Source organism: Roseateles oligotrophus (assembly GCF_025717515.1).
Lineage (GTDB): Bacteria > Pseudomonadota > Gammaproteobacteria > Burkholderiales > Burkholderiaceae_C > Paucibacter_A > Paucibacter_A oligotrophus.
The window spans coordinates 131,105-150,267 of the sequence record NZ_JAJIRN010000011.1; the positions used below are offsets into that span (position 1 = coordinate 131,105).

General features: G+C 60.5%; 23 protein-coding genes. 15 read left to right on the forward strand and 8 right to left on the reverse strand.

The features are described 5' to 3' along the window. Positions 1–35: 35 nt before the first annotated feature. From murJ to LNV07_RS22735, 8 genes are all read left to right on the forward strand, one after another. Complete coding sequence (gene murJ, locus LNV07_RS22700; protein WP_263573477.1) at positions 36–1,598, forward strand: murein biosynthesis integral membrane protein MurJ; 1,563 nt, start codon at positions 36–38, stop codon at positions 1,596–1,598. Between the two features lie 34 nt (positions 1,599–1,632). Beyond that, entirely contained in the window at positions 1,633–2,502 is an 870-nt protein-coding gene (locus LNV07_RS22705; protein ID WP_263573478.1) for a SirB1 family protein, read from the forward strand. Between the two features lie 94 nt (positions 2,503–2,596). Next, on the forward strand, positions 2,597–3,280 hold the full coding sequence (hda, locus tag LNV07_RS22710) for a DnaA regulatory inactivator Hda (RefSeq protein WP_263573479.1): 684 nt from the start codon (positions 2,597–2,599) through the stop codon (positions 3,278–3,280). Continuing rightward, complete coding sequence (locus LNV07_RS22715; protein WP_263573480.1) at positions 3,277–3,945, forward strand: histidinol-phosphatase; 669 nt, start codon at positions 3,277–3,279, stop codon at positions 3,943–3,945. The genes hda and LNV07_RS22715 overlap by 4 nt, the downstream gene beginning before the upstream one ends. Next, positions 3,942–5,561, forward strand: a complete 1,620-nt coding sequence (gene pcnB / locus LNV07_RS22720; RefSeq protein WP_263573481.1) for a polynucleotide adenylyltransferase PcnB — start codon at positions 3,942–3,944, stop codon at positions 5,559–5,561. Before LNV07_RS22715 ends, pcnB begins: the two co-directional genes overlap by 4 nt. After that, complete coding sequence (folK, locus tag LNV07_RS22725) at positions 5,562–6,065, forward strand: 2-amino-4-hydroxy-6-hydroxymethyldihydropteridine diphosphokinase (protein WP_263573482.1); 504 nt, start codon at positions 5,562–5,564, stop codon at positions 6,063–6,065. It abuts the gene before it with no gap. A 152-nt stretch (positions 6,066–6,217) separates the two neighbouring features. Next, complete coding sequence (locus tag LNV07_RS22730; protein WP_263573483.1) at positions 6,218–6,865, forward strand: DUF47 domain-containing protein; 648 nt, start codon at positions 6,218–6,220, stop codon at positions 6,863–6,865. A gap of 10 nt (positions 6,866–6,875) precedes the next feature. After that, the gene (locus LNV07_RS22735; protein ID WP_263573484.1) at positions 6,876–7,886 is read left to right on the forward strand and encodes an inorganic phosphate transporter; all 1,011 of its coding nucleotides are present in this window, start codon (positions 6,876–6,878) and stop codon (positions 7,884–7,886) included. A 51-nt stretch (positions 7,887–7,937) separates the two neighbouring features. On the opposite strand, the gene LNV07_RS22740 is transcribed toward LNV07_RS22735, so the two are convergent. Both LNV07_RS22740 and LNV07_RS22745 read right to left on the reverse strand, forming a co-directional pair. Continuing rightward, a complete protein-coding gene (locus LNV07_RS22740) occupies positions 7,938–8,405 on the reverse strand; it encodes a TM2 domain-containing protein (protein ID WP_263573485.1) in 468 nt (155 codons plus the stop codon). Next, positions 8,402–8,953: a GNAT family N-acetyltransferase gene (locus LNV07_RS22745; protein WP_263573486.1), complete on the reverse strand. Its 552-nt coding sequence runs from the start codon at positions 8,951–8,953 to the stop codon at positions 8,402–8,404. Before LNV07_RS22745 ends, LNV07_RS22740 begins: the two co-directional genes overlap by 4 nt. A 239-nt stretch (positions 8,954–9,192) precedes the next feature. Here LNV07_RS22745 and rpsP point away from each other — a divergent pair, with 239 nt between their 5' ends. The 7 genes from rpsP (at position 9,193) to LNV07_RS22780 (ending at position 14,089) form a co-directional block, all read left to right on the forward strand. Further along, a complete protein-coding gene (rpsP, locus tag LNV07_RS22750) occupies positions 9,193–9,444 on the forward strand; it encodes a 30S ribosomal protein S16 (RefSeq protein WP_263533062.1) in 252 nt (83 codons plus the stop codon). A 12-nt stretch (positions 9,445–9,456) separates the two neighbouring features. Continuing rightward, a complete protein-coding gene (gene rimM / locus LNV07_RS22755) occupies positions 9,457–10,083 on the forward strand; it encodes a ribosome maturation factor RimM (protein ID WP_263573487.1) in 627 nt (208 codons plus the stop codon). A 17-nt stretch (positions 10,084–10,100) separates the two neighbouring features. Beyond that, positions 10,101–10,895 (forward strand): tRNA (guanosine(37)-N1)-methyltransferase TrmD, encoded by a 795-nt coding sequence (trmD, locus tag LNV07_RS22760; protein ID WP_263573488.1) that lies wholly within the window; start codon positions 10,101–10,103, stop codon positions 10,893–10,895. A gap of 200 nt (positions 10,896–11,095) precedes the next feature. Next, positions 11,096–11,449, forward strand: a complete 354-nt coding sequence (rplS, locus tag LNV07_RS22765) for a 50S ribosomal protein L19 (protein WP_263556376.1) — start codon at positions 11,096–11,098, stop codon at positions 11,447–11,449. Between the two features lie 158 nt (positions 11,450–11,607). Further along, on the forward strand, positions 11,608–12,303 hold the full coding sequence (locus LNV07_RS22770) for a CoA pyrophosphatase (RefSeq protein WP_263573489.1): 696 nt from the start codon (positions 11,608–11,610) through the stop codon (positions 12,301–12,303). A 28-nt stretch (positions 12,304–12,331) separates the two neighbouring features. Then, entirely contained in the window at positions 12,332–13,321 is a 990-nt protein-coding gene (locus LNV07_RS22775) for a CobD/CbiB family protein (RefSeq protein ID WP_263573490.1), read from the forward strand. A 549-nt stretch (positions 13,322–13,870) separates the two neighbouring features. Beyond that, a complete protein-coding gene (locus tag LNV07_RS22780; protein ID WP_263573491.1) occupies positions 13,871–14,089 on the forward strand; it encodes a hypothetical protein in 219 nt (72 codons plus the stop codon). A 72-nt stretch (positions 14,090–14,161) separates the two neighbouring features. Here LNV07_RS22780 and LNV07_RS22785 read toward each other — a convergent pair whose 3' ends face one another. The 6 genes from LNV07_RS22785 to LNV07_RS22810 form a co-directional block, all read right to left on the reverse strand. Beyond that, positions 14,162–15,082 (reverse strand): Tim44 domain-containing protein, encoded by a 921-nt coding sequence (locus LNV07_RS22785; RefSeq protein WP_263573492.1) that lies wholly within the window; start codon positions 15,080–15,082, stop codon positions 14,162–14,164. Between the two features lie 67 nt (positions 15,083–15,149). Continuing rightward, positions 15,150–15,923 carry an SDR family NAD(P)-dependent oxidoreductase gene (locus tag LNV07_RS22790; protein WP_263573493.1) on the reverse strand — a complete coding sequence of 258 codons (774 nt, stop codon included), beginning with the start codon at positions 15,921–15,923 and terminating at the stop codon, positions 15,150–15,152. Beyond that, positions 15,920–16,567 carry a class I SAM-dependent methyltransferase gene (locus tag LNV07_RS22795; protein WP_263573494.1) on the reverse strand — a complete coding sequence of 216 codons (648 nt, stop codon included), beginning with the start codon at positions 16,565–16,567 and terminating at the stop codon, positions 15,920–15,922. The genes LNV07_RS22790 and LNV07_RS22795 overlap by 4 nt, the downstream gene beginning before the upstream one ends. 1 nt (position 16,568) lies before the next feature. Then, positions 16,569–17,186, reverse strand: coding sequence for a pseudouridine synthase (locus tag LNV07_RS22800; protein WP_263573495.1), 618 nt, complete (start codon positions 17,184–17,186; stop codon positions 16,569–16,571). Continuing rightward, positions 17,183–17,659 (reverse strand): protein-tyrosine phosphatase family protein, encoded by a 477-nt coding sequence (locus LNV07_RS22805; RefSeq protein ID WP_263573496.1) that lies wholly within the window; start codon positions 17,657–17,659, stop codon positions 17,183–17,185. The genes LNV07_RS22800 and LNV07_RS22805 overlap by 4 nt, the downstream gene beginning before the upstream one ends. 64 nt (positions 17,660–17,723) lie before the next feature. After that, on the reverse strand, positions 17,724–19,163 hold the full coding sequence (locus LNV07_RS22810) for a dihydrolipoyl dehydrogenase (RefSeq protein WP_263573497.1): 1,440 nt from the start codon (positions 19,161–19,163) through the stop codon (positions 17,724–17,726).

The following is a 19,163-nucleotide window of genomic DNA, read 5'->3' on the forward strand; positions in this document are numbered from 1 at the left end:
TTCGGCTATGGCCACTCATGATTTCCATATCTCCAATGAATCTGCTTCGCTCGGCTTCTTTTATCTCGGCTCTGACGCTGGTGTCTCGAATTACCGGGCTTGTGCGTGAGCAAATGGTGGCCGCCTTGTTTGGCGCAAGCAGCCTGACAGACGCCTTTCAGGTGGCATTTCGGATCCCCAATCTTTTGCGCCGCCTATTTGCCGAGGGCGCTTTTTCGCAGGCGTTTGTGCCGGTTTTGGCGGGAACGCGGGCGCGCGAAGGGGACGAAGCCACGCAGGCCTTGATCAATGCCGTGGCAACCGTTCTTTTATGGGCGCTGATGCTGACCTGTCTGGGCGGGGTGATTGGCGCGCCGCTGCTGGTCTGGGTCTTGGGCTCCGGTCTACCGTCTTCCGCGCATGACGTGGCCGTGGTGATGACGCGCTGGATGTTCCCCTACATTGGCTGCATGTCCTTGGTGGCCTTGTCGGCCGGCATCCTGAATACCTGGAAGCGATTTTTGGTGCCGGCGGCCACGCCGGTGCTGTTGAACTTGTCGGTGATCGCCGCCGGCTTCTTGTTGGTGCCCAGGCTCGAGTCCTGGGGCTGGCAGCCGATCTACGGCTTGGCCGTTGGCGTCATGTTGGGCGGAATATTGCAGTTATTGGTTCAGGTCCCAGCCTTGGCGCGCATTGGCGCTTTGCCCCGGATGGGCTTGAGCCTCGGGGCTTTGCGCCAGTCTTGGCAGCATGCGGGGGTCAAGCGCGTGCTGAGTCAGATGGCGCCCGCCTTGGTGGGCGTCGGCGTTGCGCAGTTGTCCTTGGTGATCAATTTACAGATTGCCTTGCTGGTCGGCGCCGGGGCCGCTTCTTGGCTGACCTATGCCGACCGCTTGATGGAGTTCCCTACGGCCTTGCTGGGTGTGGCGCTGAGCGCGATTTTGACGCCGCAGTTGTCGGCCGCTCTCGGCAAGGGTGAACCCAAGGCCTATTCTTCGCTATTGGATTGGGGCTTGCGCTTGGTGGTCTTGTTGGCCTTGCCTTGTTCGGTGGCCTTGATGGTGTTTGCCCAGCCGATGGTGGCGGTGCTCTATCACCGAGGCGCATTTCAGGCCAGCGATGTGCTGCACACCACCATGGCCGTGATGGGTTATGGCGTTGGCCTGATCGGCTTGGTGGCCATCAAGGTCTTGGCGCCGGGCTTTTATGCGCAGCAAGATACCCGCACGCCGGTGCGCATCGCCGTGACCGTGCTGGCGTTGACGCAGCTCTTGAATCTCTTGTTTGTGCCCTGGTTGGGGGTGGCGGGCTTGGCGCTCTCGATAGGTTTGGGGGCCATGATCAATGCCACTTGGCTCTTTGTCGGCTTACGCCGCAAGGGCAGTTATCTGCCTGCACCTGGCTGGCTTGGCTTTGCACTGCGAGTGGCCATCGCCAGCGCGGCCATGGGGGGGCTGCAATTTTGGCTGGCGCAGCGGCTTGACTGGATCGCGTTGGGGGTCAACGAGTTCATGCGTGCGCTGGCCATGGCGGCAAGCTTGGGCGCCTCGGCCCTGCTTTACTTCGCTGTTTTGCTGGCCCTGGGTGTGAACTTGCGACAGTTTGTCCGGCGGGTCTGATTCGCAGCAGACCCAGGCCTCGTAAACTCAAGTCATGAGCGAATATTTGCGATTGAATGTGCCGACTCCCTTGGAGTATTTCACGAGCTTGGTGGCCGAAGACAGCGGCATGAACCTGCTTGAAGCGGCCGCCTCGATCGCTCAAGATGAGTTCCCGGCGCTCGACGTTGAGGCGGTCTTGGCCGAGGTCGATGCCATGACCCTGCGTCTGCGCCAGCGCTTGCCCGCCGATGCCAGCGCCAAACACAAGCTGCAAGCATTGACGCGCTATTTTCACCATGAGCTCGGCTTTGCCGGCAACGTCAATAATTACTATGAATGCGGCAACAGCTTTATTCATCATGTGTTGGCGACGCGGCGCGGCATCCCCATCACGCTGGCGGTGATATTTCTGGAGCTGGCGACGCAACTCGGCCTGCGTGCTCAGGGCTTGGCGTTTCCGGGCCATTTTTTGATCAAGGTGAGCATGGGCAATGGCGAGGTGGTGCTGGACCCGTTCTCCGGCGAATCGATGTCGCGTGAGCGCCTGGACGAATATTTGCAGGTATTTCGCAAGGGGGCGGGTTTGGCCGGCGAAGTAGAGTTGCCGATCGAGTTGTTCATGCAAGCGGCGCCGCCGCGTGACATCCTGGTGCGGATGCTGCGCAACTTGAAGGAGATTTACCGGGCCGGTGAAGATTGGTCGAGGCTGTTGGCGGTGCAACAGCGTTTGGTGATTTTGTTGCCGCTGGACGCCTCCGAGCGACGCGACCGTGGTTTGGTGCTTGAAGCCTTGGGGCAATGGCGGGCCGCAGTGGAAGATCTGGCTTTTTATGTCGAGCAGTTGCCGCAGGCTGCCGACGGGCAGGAGTTGCAGCATCGCTTGTCAAAAATGCGCCAACGCGGCGCTCCACCTTTGCATTGATAGCCGTAGGCAGCCGCCCACTAGAATGCCGCCGGCCCTCGAGAGCTTGGGGCCTCACTCATGCCGGCCTGTCAGGGCCCTGGAATTTTAGATTTTGAAGCAAATACCGCTCGCGATCGGCGCACCGCCGATCTTCACCTTTGAGAATTTTTTGCCGGGCGCCAATAGCGCTGCCTTGGCGCATCTTCAGGCCTTGAGGTATGCGGGCGCAGGTGCGCCGCCGGTGTTCCTGTGGGGTAGCGGCGGGAGCGGCAAGACCCATGTGCTGCGGGCCTTGGCGCAGGATTGGCAAGCCGCCGGTGCCCAAGTGGCCTGGTATGACGCCGAAACTTGCCTGCCCTGGGAGTTGCCCAGCCAACCCAGTCTTTTGCTCTTGGATGATTGCGATCGTTTCGATGCGGGTCAGCAGCATGCGGCCTTCGCGCTTTTTGTGGAGGCCGCCACGCATGGCTTGACGGTGGTCGCCAGTGGCAACGCGCCGCCGGTTGACTTGCATCTGCGTGAGGATCTGCGCACGCGTCTGGGTTGGGGGCCAACCTTTGGCTTGCAGCCCTTGTCCGAGGCCGAGACAAGGGCGGCTTTGCGCCGCGAGGCCGATCGGCGCGGTATTTTGCTGGGTGAGGAAGTGCTCGACTATTTGCTCACCCGTTTCGCTCGAGATCTTAAGAATTTGATGCGTTTGCTGGATCGGCTGGACCAATTCGCACTCGCTGCCAAACGTGCGGTGACGGTGCCGCTATTGCGCCAGATGCTGGCTGACGAAGGACTTGTTGGATGAATTTGACGCTTTTTGATCTCGATGGCACGCTGATACCGAGTGACTCCGATCATGCTTTTGGCGCCTTTATGGTGGACATAGGCTGGGCTGAAGGGGCGCAATGGCGTGAGCGCAATGACGAGTTCTATCACCAGTACCAGGCCGGGCGGCTTGATTTGGCGGAGTACATAGACTTCGCCACTTCGGTCTGGCGCAGTCGCCCTTTGGCCGAGGCGCATGCGGCGCGCGCTCGCTTCATGGCCGAGGTGATGGCGCCGATGTTGCAGGAGCAAGCTCATGCCTTGGTTCGCAAGCATGCTCAGGCAGGGGATTTGATGGCGATCGTCACGGCCACGAATGAGTTCGTGACCGCGCCCATCGCCGAGGCTTTTGGGATCGAGCACCTGATTGCCGTGCAGTTGCAGCGCGACGCGAGCGGCGCCTATACCGGGGCGATAGAAGGCATTCCTTCTTATCAAACCGGCAAGATCAATCGTGTTCAAACTTGGTTGTCAGGCTTGGGGCGACAATGGCAGGATTTCGAGCGAATCACCTTCTATAGTGATTCGGTCAATGATTTGCCCCTTCTGGATTTAGTGAGCCACCCGGTGGCCACCAATCCGACCCCGGCGCTGGCGAAAATTGCATCCGCGCGCGCATGGCCCATTCTGAATCTGTTCGCATGATCAAAAAATTCATAGACAAGCTGTTGGGCAAGCCTTCGCTGGCTAAAGTGGCCAAGGCCGCCAAAGCTGCGGCGCCTGCTAAATCGACCAAGCATGGCCAAAGTCCGCTGGGCAAGCGGGTCGAAGTTTCCGTCGCCGAGCATGGTATCGACCCCAGCTTGCTCGATGAGCGCGCCGTGCGTGTCGTGCAGACGCTGACCGAGGCGGGCTTCGAGGCCTATATCGTCGGCGGTGCGGTGCGCGATTTGCTGTTGGGCATGCGGCCCAAGGACTTTGACGTCGCCACCGACGCCACGCCCGAGCAGGTCAAGGGCTTGTTCCGCCGTGCCTTCATCATCGGCCGCCGATTCCGTATCGTTCATGTCGTTTATGGTCGCGGGCGTGAGCATGAGGTGATCGAGGTTTCGACCTTCCGTGCCTTGCTGGTCAATGAGGGCGCCGAGCAGGTAGCCGGTAACGAGAAGACGTCCAAGGAAGAACTCGCGGGCAAATCGCATGTGGTGGATGCAGCCGGCCGGGTCTTGCGTGACAACGTCTGGGGCCCGCAGATCGAAGACGCCGCGCGGCGCGACTTCACCGTCAATGCGCTGTATTACGACCCGCAGCGCCAACTGGTGGTCGATTACCACGGCGGTTTGGCCGACGCGAAGAAGCGCGTGTTGCGCATGATTGGCGACCCCGAGGCCCGCTACCGTGAAGACCCGGTGCGTATCGTGCGGGCTGTGCGCTTCGCCGCCAAACTGGGGTTCGAGTTGGAGCCCAAGACGCGGGCACCGGTCAAGGCGATGTCGGAGTTGCTGGCCAATGTGCCGGCCTCGCGTTTGTTTGACGAGATGATCAAGCTTTTGCAGACCGGTCATTCCTTGGCCAGCCTGGAAGAGCTGCGCAAGCAAGGTCTGGGGCGCGGCGTCTTTCCGGTGCTTGACGCGATGCTCAACGAGCATGGCGAAATGGCCGAGGCCGACGGCGTGCGCGGAAAGTTCCTGCGCATGGCATTTGAAGATACCGACCTGCGGGTGGCCGAAGGGCGCGGCGTGTCGGCTAACTTCATGCTCGCTTGCATGCTCTGGTTTGATGTGCTGGGCCGTTGGACGGCCAACCGCGAGGCCGGCGAGCCGGTGATTCCGGCGCTGCAGCAGGCGATCGATACGGTCTTTGATGCTCGCATCGGTGACATCTCCGGGCGCGGCAAGTTGGCGACCGAGATGCGCGAAATCTGGATGATGCAGCCGCGGTTTGAGCGGCGGACCGGCAGCGGTGTCTACACCTTGATCGATCAGCCGCGCTACCGGGCGGGCTTTGACTTCTTGCGGCTGCGCGCGGATGCGGGCGAAATCGACGCCGCGCTGGCCGACTGGTGGGAAGATTTTGCGCTGGGCACCGACGATGAGCGTGAAGCCTTGCTCGAAGAGGCCCGCGAGGCCGACAAACAGCAGCGTCGCAGCAGTGGAAAGGTGCATCAGTTGCCGCGTAAGCCCGGTGCGAATGCCGAAGAGGCGAAACCGCCGAGCAGTGACGCCGCTGCGGACGAGTCGGAAGCGGGGCCTGCCAAAAAACGCCGTCGGCGCCGCAAGCCGGGCAGCAAACCCGCCGATGCGGCTCCGATCTCGGGCTGAATGCTGACGGAACCTGGGCTGGCCTATATAGGCCTGGGTGCAAACCTGGGCGATATGGCTCAGACCTTGCGCCTCGCCCTGAAAGCCTTGGCGGCCACGCCGCAGATCCGGCTCTTGGCGGTGTCAGGCGCTTACCGCAGTGCACCGATCGAGTCGGGCGGCCCTGACTATTTGAATGCGGTGGCATGCCTGCAGTCGACGCTTGCAGCCGAGGCCTTATTGGATCGATTGCTGGCCATCGAGTTGGAGCATGGTCGGCTGCGGCCTTTCGTCAATGCGCCGCGCACACTCGATCTTGACTTGCTGCTCTATGGCGGCGAGCAAATTTCTGCGCCACGTCTGACGCTGCCGCATCCGCGTTTGCACTTGCGTGCCTTTGTGTTGCTGCCCTTGCTTGAGTTGGATCCGACTCTGGTCGCCCCCGGCTTGGGTGGCTTGGCGAGTTTCTTGCCCAGCGTTGCCGGGCAGACCCTGGCGCGCACGGACTTAGCCCTTTACCCCTGATCCGCTTTTGCGACAGATTGAAATTTGCTGTGACCGTGACGCTCGCCGCGCATTTACACTCTCGCCCGTGCCTGAAATGACACAGTGATGTCGGTTTGGTGAATATTGCGCGGTCTGGCGAAATTTCGCGGCCCGACGCTACAGGAGATTCCATGTTTTTTGGTAAGTTGCTGCCCCGAGAGGGCAATTTTTTCGAGCTTTTCAATGAGCATGGCAACAAGATCGCTGAGGGGGCTCGCTCCTTTATGTCGATGCTGCAGAACTATGACGATGTGGGTCTGCGCGAGAAATATGCGGCCGAGGTTGATGTGGCCGAACATGAGGCAGATCGCATCACCGCCGAGGTGAATCGAGCCTTGCACCGCACCTTTATCACCCCGATTGATCGCGAGCAAATTCACGGCTTGATCAACGCGATGGACGATGTGCTAGATCTGCTGCAGGACTCCACCGAGACCTTGTCTTTGTATGACGTGCGCAGGATCCCGGAGGATGTGTTGCGCTTGGGTGACTTGAGTGCCAAATGCTGTGAGCGGGTTCAACATGCGGTTTCCTTGCTGCCCAAACTGAGTGAGCCGAAGACGGCCGAGGCGGCGATCAAGACCTGCGAAGAAATTGACAGACTCGAGTCGGATGCCGATCGGGTGATGCGCTCGGCGATGTCAAAGCTGTTCCGTGAGGAGCCAGATGTGCGTGAGTTGATCAAGCTGAAGGCGATCTACGAGCAGCTCGAATCAATTTCCGACCGCTGCGAGGATGTGGCGAACTTGATCGAGGGCATCGTCCTCGAGAACTCCTGAGTCGCGCGCAATGCAATCGGTACAGCTAGCGTTTTGGGTCGTCGCCATGCTGGTGGCTTTGGCCCTGTTGTTTGATTTCATGAATGGTTTTCATGACGCCGCAAACTCGATCGCCACGGTGGTTTCGACCGGCGTTCTGAAGCCCCAGCAAGCCGTTTTGTTCGCGGCCTTTTTCAATGTCTTGGCAATCGCGATTTTTCAGCTGAAGGTGGCCAGCACCATAGGTCGAGGCATCGTTGACCCCGGCGTCGTGGATCACCATGTCATTTTCGGCGCCTTGATTGGTGCGATTGCCTGGAACGTCATCACCTGGTGGTACGGCATCCCGTCGAGCTCCTCCCATGCTTTGATCGGTGGCATAGTGGGTGCCGTGATCGCCAAGGCCGGGCCGGGCGCCTTGATCGCCGCCGGTTTGACGAAGACGGTTTTATTTATTTTTGTGTCGCCGCTGCTGGGCTTTTTACTCGGCTCCATCATGATGGTGATCGTGGCTTGGTTGTTCAGGCGCAGCTCGCCCCTGCGGGCGGATGGCTGGTTCAGGCGTTTGCAATTGGTCTCCGCCGGCCTCTACAGCTTGGGGCATGGCGGCAATGATGCGCAAAAAACCATCGGGCTGATTTGGTTGCTCTTGGTGGCCTCGGGCTATATGTCGGCGCAAGATCAAAGTCCGCCGACTTGGGTAATTTCGAGTTGCTATATCGCCATCGGCCTGGGCACCATGTTCGGCGGCTGGCGCATTGTTCGCACCATGGGGCAGAAGATCACCAAGCTCAAGCCGGTCGGAGGATTTTGTGCCGAGACCGGCGGTGCCATCACCTTGTTTTTGGCAACAACGCTGGGCATTCCCGTCTCCACCACGCACACGATCACTGGGGCGATCGTCGGTGTCGGTTCGGTTCAGCGCGCTTCGGCCGTGCGTTGGGGCGTCGCCGGTTCCATCATCTGGGCTTGGATTTTCACGATCCCGGCCTCTGCCTTGGTGGCGGGGGTGTTTTACTGGCTCAGCTTCACCTTGTTTTGAGTCGAGCCCAAAGGGCGAAGCGAAGAAAAGAATAAAGGGCCCCTGGGCCCTTTATTCTTTTGCGGATGGGCTTTGCGCCTCCGCCTCAACCTGGCTTTCGAAGTAGCGTTGTGCGCTGAAGGCGATCGTGGCCATCAAGCAGGTGCCGCCAATCAATAAACTTGCGATTACAGCAATGATGGCGCCCCAGCCGTTTTGGCGTGCCGGCTGCCCTGGGTTGTGCCGTGCATCCCATTTTTCATCGGACTTGAGTCCATAGATGATTCCGCAGAGCATGGCGCTCACCAGCATCATGCCCAGCAAGGGGATCAGCAGCCAACTGAGTCGGTCATCTTGGCCCAGCAAGTCCATGCGCTGAACGCCGTAAATTCCGGCCAGGGTAGGCAGGGGGTGCAGCCATGCCAAACGATCGCGCCAGCCGTACAAATACAGTCTATGAACGCCAAGGCTGCCGAGCAGCAGGGCCAGCCAGGCGGCGACTGTTTTTGACTTGTAGTTCGATGCCCTTTCCATGCTCATTCCGGACTGCATTGCGCGCCTTGCCCAAGCTGGCGTTGCATCATCACCACATCAAGCCAGCGGCCGAATTTCCAGCCTGCGTTCTTGAGCACACCGCTGTGGCTGAAGCCAAGCGAACGATGGATGCCGATCGAGCCAAGGTTGTCGGCATCGCCGATGACGGCCAGCATTTGCCGTGCGCCCAGTTGTTCGCAGCGGGCAATCAGTTCGGCCAGCATCAGCTTGCCCAAGCCCTTGCCTTGTGCTGCGGGGTGCAGATAGATCGAGTCTTCTAGGCAAAATCGGTAGGCGAGGCGAGGGCGAAAGTAGTTGGCATAGGCGTAACCCAGGATCTGCCCATCTGCTTCCGCCACCAACCAGGGCAGCTTGCGGCTCAGTACTTCGGTGCGTCTGCGGGCCATCTCATCGAGTGTCGGCGCTTCGGTTTCAAAGGTGCCGGTGCCTTGCTGGACGGCTATTTCGTAGATGGCTTGGATGGCGCTGAGATCGCGCTCCTCGCTGGGGCGGATCGTCAAAGATTCGATGAATTTGGGCTTTTCTGGTTTCATATGTGTCCGGGTTGATTGTGCGAGTTTATAATGCTGGGTTTTGGCGCTGGTTGAATCTTCGTAGGGCAAGCCTTCATTGGTGAGTTCGCTAGGGTTTGGCGTATCTACAGGGCCAACCACGGTAGTTGCGTTTGATGGGTGTTGCTTTTTCGCTAACCCGGCTTGCGTGCTATCACTCCGATCTACTCGCCCTGAGTGTCTCCTGGTGCGATGGATGCAATAGATTCATAGGAAACATCATGGTTGTAATTCGATTGGCTCGCGGCGGCTCCAAGAAGCGCCCTTTCTATAACATCGTTGTGGCAAACAGCCAGCAGCGTCGTGACGGCCGTTTCATCGAGCGCGTGGGTTTTTACAACCCCGTGGCTTCCGGTGCAGCCGAACCATTGCGCGTCGCTCTCGACCGCGTCAACTACTGGATCGGTGTTGGCGCCCAGTTGTCGCCTACCGTTGAGCGGCTGGTCACCCAGTCCAAGAAGGCTGCGGTCTAAGCTGTCCTCCAAATGACAAGAGCACCTACCGAACTTCACTCTTCTGCAAACGGCTCCGAGGAGCAGGCTTGGCCAGAGGACGCAATTGAGGTTGGGTGCATTCTTGATGCCTGGGGTGTCAAGGGCTGGATCAAGGTGCAAGCCTATTCCAGCGATGCCCAGGCGCTGTTTTCCTCGCGGCGCTGGTTTTTGCGGCCGGCCGAGGTGAACAAGGGCGAAGGTCCAGTCGTGGTGCGCACCAAGCCCTTGCCACGACTGTTGAAAATTCTCGCGATTCGCGAACATGGCGAGGGCATTGTTGCCAGCGTCCAGGACATCGCGGATCGCACGGCTGCGGAGGGACTGCGCGGAGCGCGCATTTTCATCTCTCGCTCGGCCTTTCCAAGCCCAAGTCCGGATGAATACTACTGGGTCGACCTGATCGGCCTGACGGTACTCAATCGTCAGGGCGAAACTTTGGGTGAAGTGATCGGTTTGATAGATGCCGGACCGCATAGTGTCTTGCGCATCATGCCGCCGGGCATGGTGGCACCCGTCAAGCCGGATCAAGAGCGGCTGGTGCCTTTTGTGGCGGCTTTTGTCGATGATGTCGATCTTGAGCAGCGCCAGATCACCGTCGACTGGGGCTTGGACTACTGAGTCCGGGTCAGCGCAGCATGCGCTTTGACGTCATAACCCTATTCCCTGAACTTTTCGGGCCGCACCTAAGTCACGGCGTAACGCGGCGTGCCTTCGAGAGTGGTCAGGTTGATGTGCGGCTGTGGCAGTTGCGCGATTTTGCCGAAGACAACTACCGCCGTGTCGATGATCGGCCTTTCGGTGGCGGCCCCGGTATGGTGATGTTGGCTGAGCCGCTCGAGCGGGCCATGGCGGCGATCAAGCTTGAGCGCCTTGCCGCTGCTCAAGATGCCGCTGGCTCGGCCATTATTCATTTCAGCCCGACCGGTAGGCCCATCACGCAAGACTTGGTTCAGGACTTGGCCAAAGGGCCGGGTGCTGTGCTCTTGTGTGGGCGTTATGAGGGCATGGATCAGCGCTTTCTCGATCGGCATGTGACGATGGAGTTGAGTTTGGGGGATTTCGTTTTGTCGGGTGGTGAGTTGCCTGCCCTGGCCTTGCTGGACGCGATTGCTCGTTTGCAAGACGGCGTGTTGAACGACGCCAAGTCGCACCAACAAGACAGTTTCTCGGATGGCTTGCTCGACTGCCCTCATTACAGTCGCCCGGAGGTGTTGACTGTTGTCGGTGAGGATGAGAGTGCTTTGGCGGTGCCGGCGGTTTTGATGTCGGGTCACCATGCGAATATCGCCAAATGGCGGCGCGAACGGTCGCTCGAAATTACCAGTCGGCGGCGGCCGGACTTGATTCTTGCGGCGCGCGCGCTGGGGAGGCTGAGCAAGAGTGATGAGCGATTCTTACGGGAACTCGCGGCATCAAACTCAAATAGCTGATCCTTCATGAAATTTGCGCTATAATCATCGGCTGTTCGATCCTCTGGTGGGTCGATTTGAGCTTGATTTTGCGTAAATTCGTGTGCCAGGCATTTTGGATGCCTAGTGAACTTAAGCAGCGCAACGGGTTCAACTCAGTGACTTTGGCGGCCATGTTGGCCTGTCCAATTTGATGCCACCATGATCATTAGGAGAACTCTGTGGACTTGATCCAAACCCTTGAGCACGAAGAAGTTGCTCGTCTGAACAAGGCTTTCCCTGACTATTGCCCCGGCGATACAGTGATTGTCAGCGTGAACGTCGTTGAAGGTACACGCAAGCGTGTGCAGGCTTTCGAAGGCGTCGTGATTGCCAAACGCAATCGCGGTCTGAACTCCAGTTTCATCGTTCGTAAAATTTCGAACGGCGAAGGCGTTGAGCGTACGTTCCAGCTGTACAGCCCCCTGATCGCTTCGATCGTGGTCAAGCGTCGTGGCGCTGTGCGTCGCGCCAAGCTGTACTATTTGCGCGATCGTTCGGGCAAGTCGGCTCGAATCAAGGAAAAATTGGGCTGATCGAATCTCGGTTCAGGCCGAGATTCGGAAACCAGGGCAAGCAAGTTATTGCCGGCCCTGCCCAACGACAAAGCCGCCTTCGGGCGGCTTTGTCGTTGGCGCTTCACAAACGTGTTGGACTGAAAAAATACAGCTCACTTTCCCTCTATGCTTTGCTCATGACGCGCGCTCCGATTTTGAACCCCCATGCCGTGCCAGTGACCTCGGTCGATGCGCATTTGGCGGCCGTAGCTTCGTCGGAGCTGACTCCGTTGGCGTTGCGAAATCGCTTTGCAAATCCACCCAATTGGCACGCCGAGTTGGCCGGTGATGGCGGCCTATTCTCCGGGCGCGCACCGGCCGCAGCCGCTGTGCTGCTGCCCTTGGTGGCGCGTGCCGATGGTTTGCATTTGTTGCTGACGCGACGCACCGATCACCTACGTGAACATGCCGGCCAAATCAGCCTGCCCGGCGGCCGCGTGGAGGATTTTGATGTATCGGCAGAGGCGACCGCGCTGCGCGAGACCGAGGAGGAAATCGGCCTATCCAGATCCTTCGTTGAAATCCTTGGGCGCTTGCCCGTTTACACCACCGTCACCGCTTTTCAGGTGACGCCGGTCGTGGCTCTTGTGACACCCGGTTTTGAGTTGAGCCTAGACACGGGCGAGGTGGCTGAGGTTTTCGAGGTGCCTTTGCAGTTTTTGATGACACCGGCTCATCACCGACAGCACAGGTTTGAGTTCGCCGGCGGTCAGCGGCAATTCTTATCGATGCCTTGGCGCAACACCGAACTTGGCGCCGAGGCGCCCGAGTACTTTATTTGGGGTGCGACAGCGGCGATGCTGCGCAACTTCTACCGCTTCCTCGCCGCTTGAGCCTTCGCGCCCGCTATCATCCCCGCCCATGAACTTCTTTGCGGTCCTGCTTGCTTTGCTGTGTGAACAGCTGAAACCTCTGCGCCATGGCAATGGCGTCCATCAAGGCGTGATTGGCTGGGTACGCTGGACCGGCCGAAATTTTGACGCCGGGCGCGAGCATCATGCGAGCGTGGTCTGGTGTATTACGGTCATTGGGCCGGCCTTGCTGATGGCGCTGGTCTACTTGCTGGTTGGCCACTTCAGTTTGCTCCTGGCCTTGGGCTTGGATGTGCTGGTGCTGTATCTAACCCTGGGCTTCAGGCAGTTCAGCCATTACTTCACCGACATTCGCGATGCGCTGGAGCGAGGTGATGATTTGGAGGCGCGCCGCCTGCTGTCCGAATGGCGTCATCTTGACGCCAGCGAATTGCCGCGTACTGAGTTGGTCCGTCATGTGGTCGAGCATTCCTTGCTAGCCGCCCATCGCCATGTGTTCGGTGTGTTTTTTTGGTTCGTCGTGCTGTCCACGTTGGGCTTGGGGCCCGCCGGCGCCGTGCTGTACCGAATGGCCGAATTTGTCAGTCGTTACTGGGCCTTCAAAAGCCGGACGCTGGATGCCCCGACAAATATGCGTTTGATGCAGTTGTCGCGAAAATTGTTCGGTTTTATCGACTATTTGCCGGCCCGTTTTACCGCCGTCGGTTTCACCATCGTCGGCAATTTTGAAGAGGCGGTGAATGGCTGGCGCCGTGACGCCGGGCTCTGGCTGCATCCCAATGAGGGAATTATTTTGGCGTCTGCCGCCGGAGCCTTGGGTTTGCAGTTGGGCGGCGTGGCGGCTCCTGGCATTACGCCGGATCGCAGCAAGACCTTTGATGCCGGCGTCGATTCTGATGCGACCCTGGCCGATGGGTCGACGCCTGGGCAGTTGCCACAATTGGGGCATTTGCAGAGCGTGGTGGGACTGATCTGGCGTTCGGTCGTGCTGTGGATGCTGCTGCTGGCCTTGTTGACCTTGGCCAATTTGGTAGGTTGAAGTGGAATTTGCTTGATTGCCGGGGCGATGCCGTCGGTTTTTGCTGTAAAAAGTGGCTGGCAAGTCGATCCAGGATTAAAGTCTGCGCTATGGATGTCGAAATAGTGCACATGATCTGCGTCGATCCGCCCAGCTCGTCTGCAAGCGAAGCGTCGATTCAGCCCCGCAAAGTCTCTCTTGTGGAGGTTTGCCATGATTAATGCCTTGAACGGTGCCGCCGAGAAAATTCCGGCTCCGACCCGCCTTACTGGCGAAGAAACGTTGAAGCGGCGTGAAACGCCTAGGCCTGCCAATTTGATCTCGGCCGAGAGGGATTCGGCAGTTGTCGAGATTTCCAGTGAGGGAGCTAGGCGCTCTCAAGTCCAGGCGGATGATTTTGCCTTGCCGGCTCAGCAAAGCTCGAGTGCCAGCAGCAGCACGCCTAGCCAGCAAGTGCCAACAGCCCTCCCGGCGGTGGCCTCAGCCGAGCCCGCAGACCCTCCGCCACAAGCTGAAAGCGCGGTTGGGGTGGCATCGACTTTGCTCCAATCTGAGCCAACTCAAGAGCAGGTGAACGCTCGCGAAGCGCAAGTTGGTGCTGCGAGCGAGTTTGATGAAGCCGATGCGAATCAGGACGGCACCGTCAATGTGCTGGAAAAGCGCGCATTCGACTTTATGCACCCGACCTTGGCGCGCTACCCCGGCGCCAATGATGAGCCCTCGCAGCGCACGATCGCCGCTGAACTGAAGGCTTATGAGGCGGTGGCGCGAAGCGGGCGAGAGCTCTAATGCCCGCTAGGTCTGCGCCGCAATAAAAAAGGCCCGTTCTCACGGGCCTTTTGACTTTCAAAGGAATTGAACTCAAGCGTTGGCTTGAATGCCGGCGATCGCCCATTCCTGGCTTTCGTCGACGGGACGCACCAAATGCCAAACTTCATCGAAGTTTTCGGCGGCCGCTTCGCTTTGTTCGCGGATCAGACCCCAAAAACGCACGCTGACGATTTGCTGGCCCTGATCTTGAGCGCGCTCGATCACGCGGGCGTCCAGTTGCAAGACCTCGGTGCGCTGAAGCGCGCCCTTGCGATCCAGCAAGTCCTGCTGCACCACGCCATACATTTCAGGCGTGGTGAAGCGGCGCAGGTCGGCTTGATCGCCGGCATCATTGGCCGCTTGCAAGCGGATGAAAACGCGCTTCGCCAATTGCTCAAAACCAGCACTGTCAAAACCGTCGGCCGCAACAGCCACTGGGGCCGCTGCGACGGGGGTGGCGCTCGCCGTTGGCGCGGCAGCAAAATCACTTGGCTTGCTGCCGGCTGGCGGGATGGCCTGAGGCTGAGGCTGAAATGGCGCGCCGGCACCGGCGAACTGCATGCCTTGGGCTGCCGGCTTGCCCGCACGCATGCGGCGCATGATGAAGCCGATGACGAACATCACCGCCACGCCGATCAAGAGCATGGTCATCATATTGGCCAAAGCCCCGCCCATGCCGAAATGGCTGGCCAAGGCGGCAATACCCAAGCCTGCGGCGAGGCCGGCAAGCGGACCCATCCAGTTGCGCTTGGGTGCTGCGGCCGCTGCCGGGGCAGCAGCGGCCGCAGGAGCCGCTTGCTGAGGTGCCGGGCTGGCCTGCTGGGCGGGTGTGCTCTTGCTGGCATCAGCGGGAGGCGCCGTGCGCTTCATGCCGGACGAACCGCCGCCGCCCAATCGCTTGGCCTCTGCGTCAAACGAGGTCACGCCCAAGGCCAGCACAGCCACCATTGCTGAAATCAAAATTCGCTTCACAAAATTCCTCCGAGCCTACATTGGCCGTCGCGTTCATTTGGGGATGGTTTGGTGGCCTTCAAGGCCATCAACCGGCGCTCAATTCACGCACATCGGCCAATACCGTGGTGCCAAAATTGGCGCCGCCAAGATAGCTCAAAACCTTTGCCGCAGCTTCTGTAGGGCTTAATAACTGCCCGCTGGTTTTGAAGTTCGCAAACACCGCCTGGTCAGGGAACTTGCTCGGGTCGCCGCCGCGCAATTGGGCTTGCATCTCGGTGTCGATGATGCCGGGCGCCAGCGACACGATGGCCGCACCCTCATCGGCCTTGGCGGCCTCGTCCAGCGCCATCGCACGCGACAAATTGTCCATGCCGGCCTTGGCTGCGCAGTAAGCGGCGCTGCCGGCCATCGCGCGGCGCCCCAGGCCGGAGGAGATATTCAATATCCGCCGCTGACGGCCCAGCGCCGTCGTCGCGCGCAGGAACGCGCTGCTCAAGAGCAGGGTTGCTTCCAGACCGACCCGAATGGCCATCGACAGTTCCTCCAGCGACACGCTTTCGACCGGACCGGGCGTGGGCACGACGCCGGCGTTATTGATCAAGGTCGCGCGGCTAAAGCGACCAGTTGGCTGCGCCTCCAACCAGCTTTGCAGCGCGCGCGCGGCCGTCAGTGGTTGGCTCAAATCATGCTGCCACTGCTCCAAATGAACGCCCAACTCTGCAGCCGCCGCAGTCAGGGCCGCGCTTTGCCCGCGCGAAATACCGATGACGATATGGTCGAGGCCGAGCAATTGGCGGGCAATGGCCTCGCCCATGCCGCGTGAGGCGCCGCTAACGATGTAGAGCTCTTGCTGTTTCATGCGGGGTCTTTCAGAAGTGTTGAGGAACCGGTGTTTGAGGCTTGGCGGAAGACCAGCAGCAGATTATTGGCCGGCATTTTGATGACTTGGCACAAATGTAAATTGCAGGCTTGAGCCTCGGCGCTGACCTCGTCCAGTTGGCGCAGGCCCCAAGCCGGATTGCGCCTTCGCAGGTCGGCGTCAAAGGCCAAATTGCTGGCCGCAGTGTCGACACCAGTCTCCAGAAAAGGCCCGTAGACGAGCAATTGCCCCGATGGCGCCAGGTGCCGCGCCGCACCGCGCATCAAGGCGGCGCAAGTCTGCCAGGGCGAGATGTGCAGCATATTGGCGCAGTACAGGGCATCCAGTTTTTGATGGCCGGCTGGCAAGGCCCAGTCGGCTTGCAACACATCGAGCTGAATAGGTGGCACCCCAAGTGGTCGCCAAGCCGCAATGGACGCCAAGGCCTCGGGCGAAGGGTCCGAGGCCAACCAATCCCAGCCCGGCATCTGCGCCGAAAAATGCGCAATATGCTGGCCGCTGCCGCTGGCTATTTCCAGCGCAATGCCTTGTTCGGGCAGCAGTTGCAACAAGGCCTCCAGAATGACTTCTTTGTTGCGTTCGGCGGCGGGCGAGTGCAGGGCGGCAGAGTTGCTGGAGGGCATGTCAAAACTCCGGTGGGGATTCAAAGCTCAGGCCCCAATCGGGCAGTTTGAGCGAGCAGGCGTGCAAGTACATGCGCTCCACGGGCTGCGCACCATACAGCGCGTCGCCAATGATGGGGTGGCCCAGCGCCAGCATATGCACGCGTAACTGATGGGTGCGGCCGGTCACGGGTTCCAGCTCGACCCTTGTCTTGCCTTCGCCGCGCGACAACACGCGGTAGCGTGTCAGCGAGGCCTTGCCGATGTGATGGTCAACTTTTTGACGCGGCCGGTTCGGCCAGTCGGTGATCAAGGGCAGGTCGACCAATCCCTCATCCGGGCCGGCCAGCTCGCCTTCCAATATCGCGATATATCGTTTGTGCACGCGTCTGGCCTCAAACGCCATGCTCAAGGCGCGTTGCGCTGCGGCTCCGCGCGCCAGCAGCAGCAGGCCCGAGGTCGCCATGTCCAGGCGGTGCGCGATCAGGGCCTCGGGATATTGTTGCTGCACGCGCTGAATCACGCAGTCATGCTTGTCCGGCCCACGGCCCGGCACCGACAGCAAGCCGCTGGGCTTGTTGATGAGCAGCAACTCCTCGTTGGCGAAAAGCAGGTCGAACCCCGCTGAATCCTGCTTCAAAATTGATCGATCCAGCCCGATTGCAGGGCAGATTCAGGTCTGGAACCCGCTGCCCGAACATGGGCGACAGCGGCCTCGCGGCTTAGTCCGGCTTGCTTCAATACGCAAGCGGCAACGGTGCCGGTGCGGCCCAGGCCGGCCGCGCAGTGCAGCAGCACTTGCTCGCCGAGCAAGAGGCTGTGGGTCAATTGCTCGACGCCGAGGCGAAAGGCTGCCGGGTCGGCACCGAGGCCGAAGTCACGCATCGGCAAATGCTGCCAGCGAAACGGCAGCCGGCCCTCGGCAATCGCCTTGTGATAGCTGGGCGACAAGCCGGCCACCTCCTCCAGAGGATTCAGGCAGACCACCAGATTGAGGTCACGCAGCCGCGCTTCATCGAGGAAGGCGCCCCAGGATTCGAGGCGCCCGGGCATTGAGTTGAGCCACAAGCGGCCGCTCAGTTTGGGGGGCAGGGTCAGGGAACGAAATGGCATGCGGCTATTTTCGATCAACTTTGATGTCAAGGGATGGCACTCAAGTCAGTCGGCGACCTTGGCCCTAGGCGCCGGGCCCGCAGTCCAGGCAGCGCTCCACCGGCGGCGGCCCCATGTGCAAGGCGCGCTGCAAGAGCCGCAATGCGGTGCGCAGGCCCTCTTCGATCACCGGGTGATAGAAAGGGCTGTCCAGCATGTCCTGCACGGTGTCGCCGCGTTGAATCGACCAGGCCAGCAAATGGCCGATATGCTCGGCCGCCGGGCCTATCATCTCGGCCCCCAGCAGGCGGCCATTGCCGCGCTCGGCGTACAGATGCAGCGCGCCTTGGTTCTTCAACATCACGCGGCTGCGGCCCTGATCTTCGAAGGACACCGTACCGCTCTCGAAGCCCACGCCCGAGCGCAGCAACTGGGCATGGCTGAGGCCGGCAATCATGATTTGCGGGTCGCTGAACACGATGGCCAGCGGGGCGCGGCGCGGGCGCACCCGCACATCGGGAAAGCGGCCCGCGTTGTCGCCGGCGATGCGGCCTTCATCGGCAGCCTCGTGCAAGATTTCTAATTCCGCGTTGACGTCGCCGGCGATGAAAACCGGGCTGACGCCGATCTGTCCGCTGCGGCGATCGAACACCGGCACACCCCGGGGGTCGAGCGGCAGGCCGGTGTTCTCCAGTCCCAGGCCTTGCAGATTGGGCTGGCGCCCGCTGGCCGCCAGCACCCAGTCAAAGCGCGCCTCGCGACCCGCCGCTCGCACGATGACTTCGTTATCGTCTCGTTCTAAAGTTATGTCTTTGGCGCTCATCTGCACCGGCAGCTCTGCAACGATGATTTGCCTTGTCAGCGCTTGCAAGGCGGGGTCGGTGAGCGGCCCGATCCGCTCGCTGCGGCCATACAGGCGTACGCGCACGCCAAGCCGGTGCAGCGCCTGCGCCAACTCCAGTGCGATCACGCCGGCTCCCAGCACGGCCACAGACTTGGGCAAGTCGGCCCAAGCGAACACATCATCATTGACGATCAGGCGGTCGCCGGCGGTTTGAATCCATTCGGTCGGCACGTTCGGCCTGGAGCCGGTCGCGATGACGATGCGTTTGGCCGTCACGACGCTGTGAGCGTCAATTTGCAGGCGCTGATCGTCCAGGAACTTGGCCCGGCCGCGCAGCCGGTGTTCGGCCGGCCAATGCTCGACGGCGTCGGTCACAAAGCCGACAAAGCGGTCTCGTTCCTCGCGCACCCGCTGCATCACGGCCACGCCGTCGATTTGGGCCGGCCCGGCCCGTACCCCGAAACCCTTGGCATGGCCGGCCAAACGATTCACCGAATGGGCGGCTTCGGCGGCGGCAATCAACAGCTTGCTGGGCATGCAGCCGACGCGGGCGCAGGTGGTGCCGTAGGGGCCGTCCTCAATCACCAGCACGCTTGGGGTGTGGGCGAGCGCGGCGCGGTAGGCCGACATGCCGGCGGTGCCGGCGCCGATGATGGCCACGTCGACTTGGATTTGTTTCAT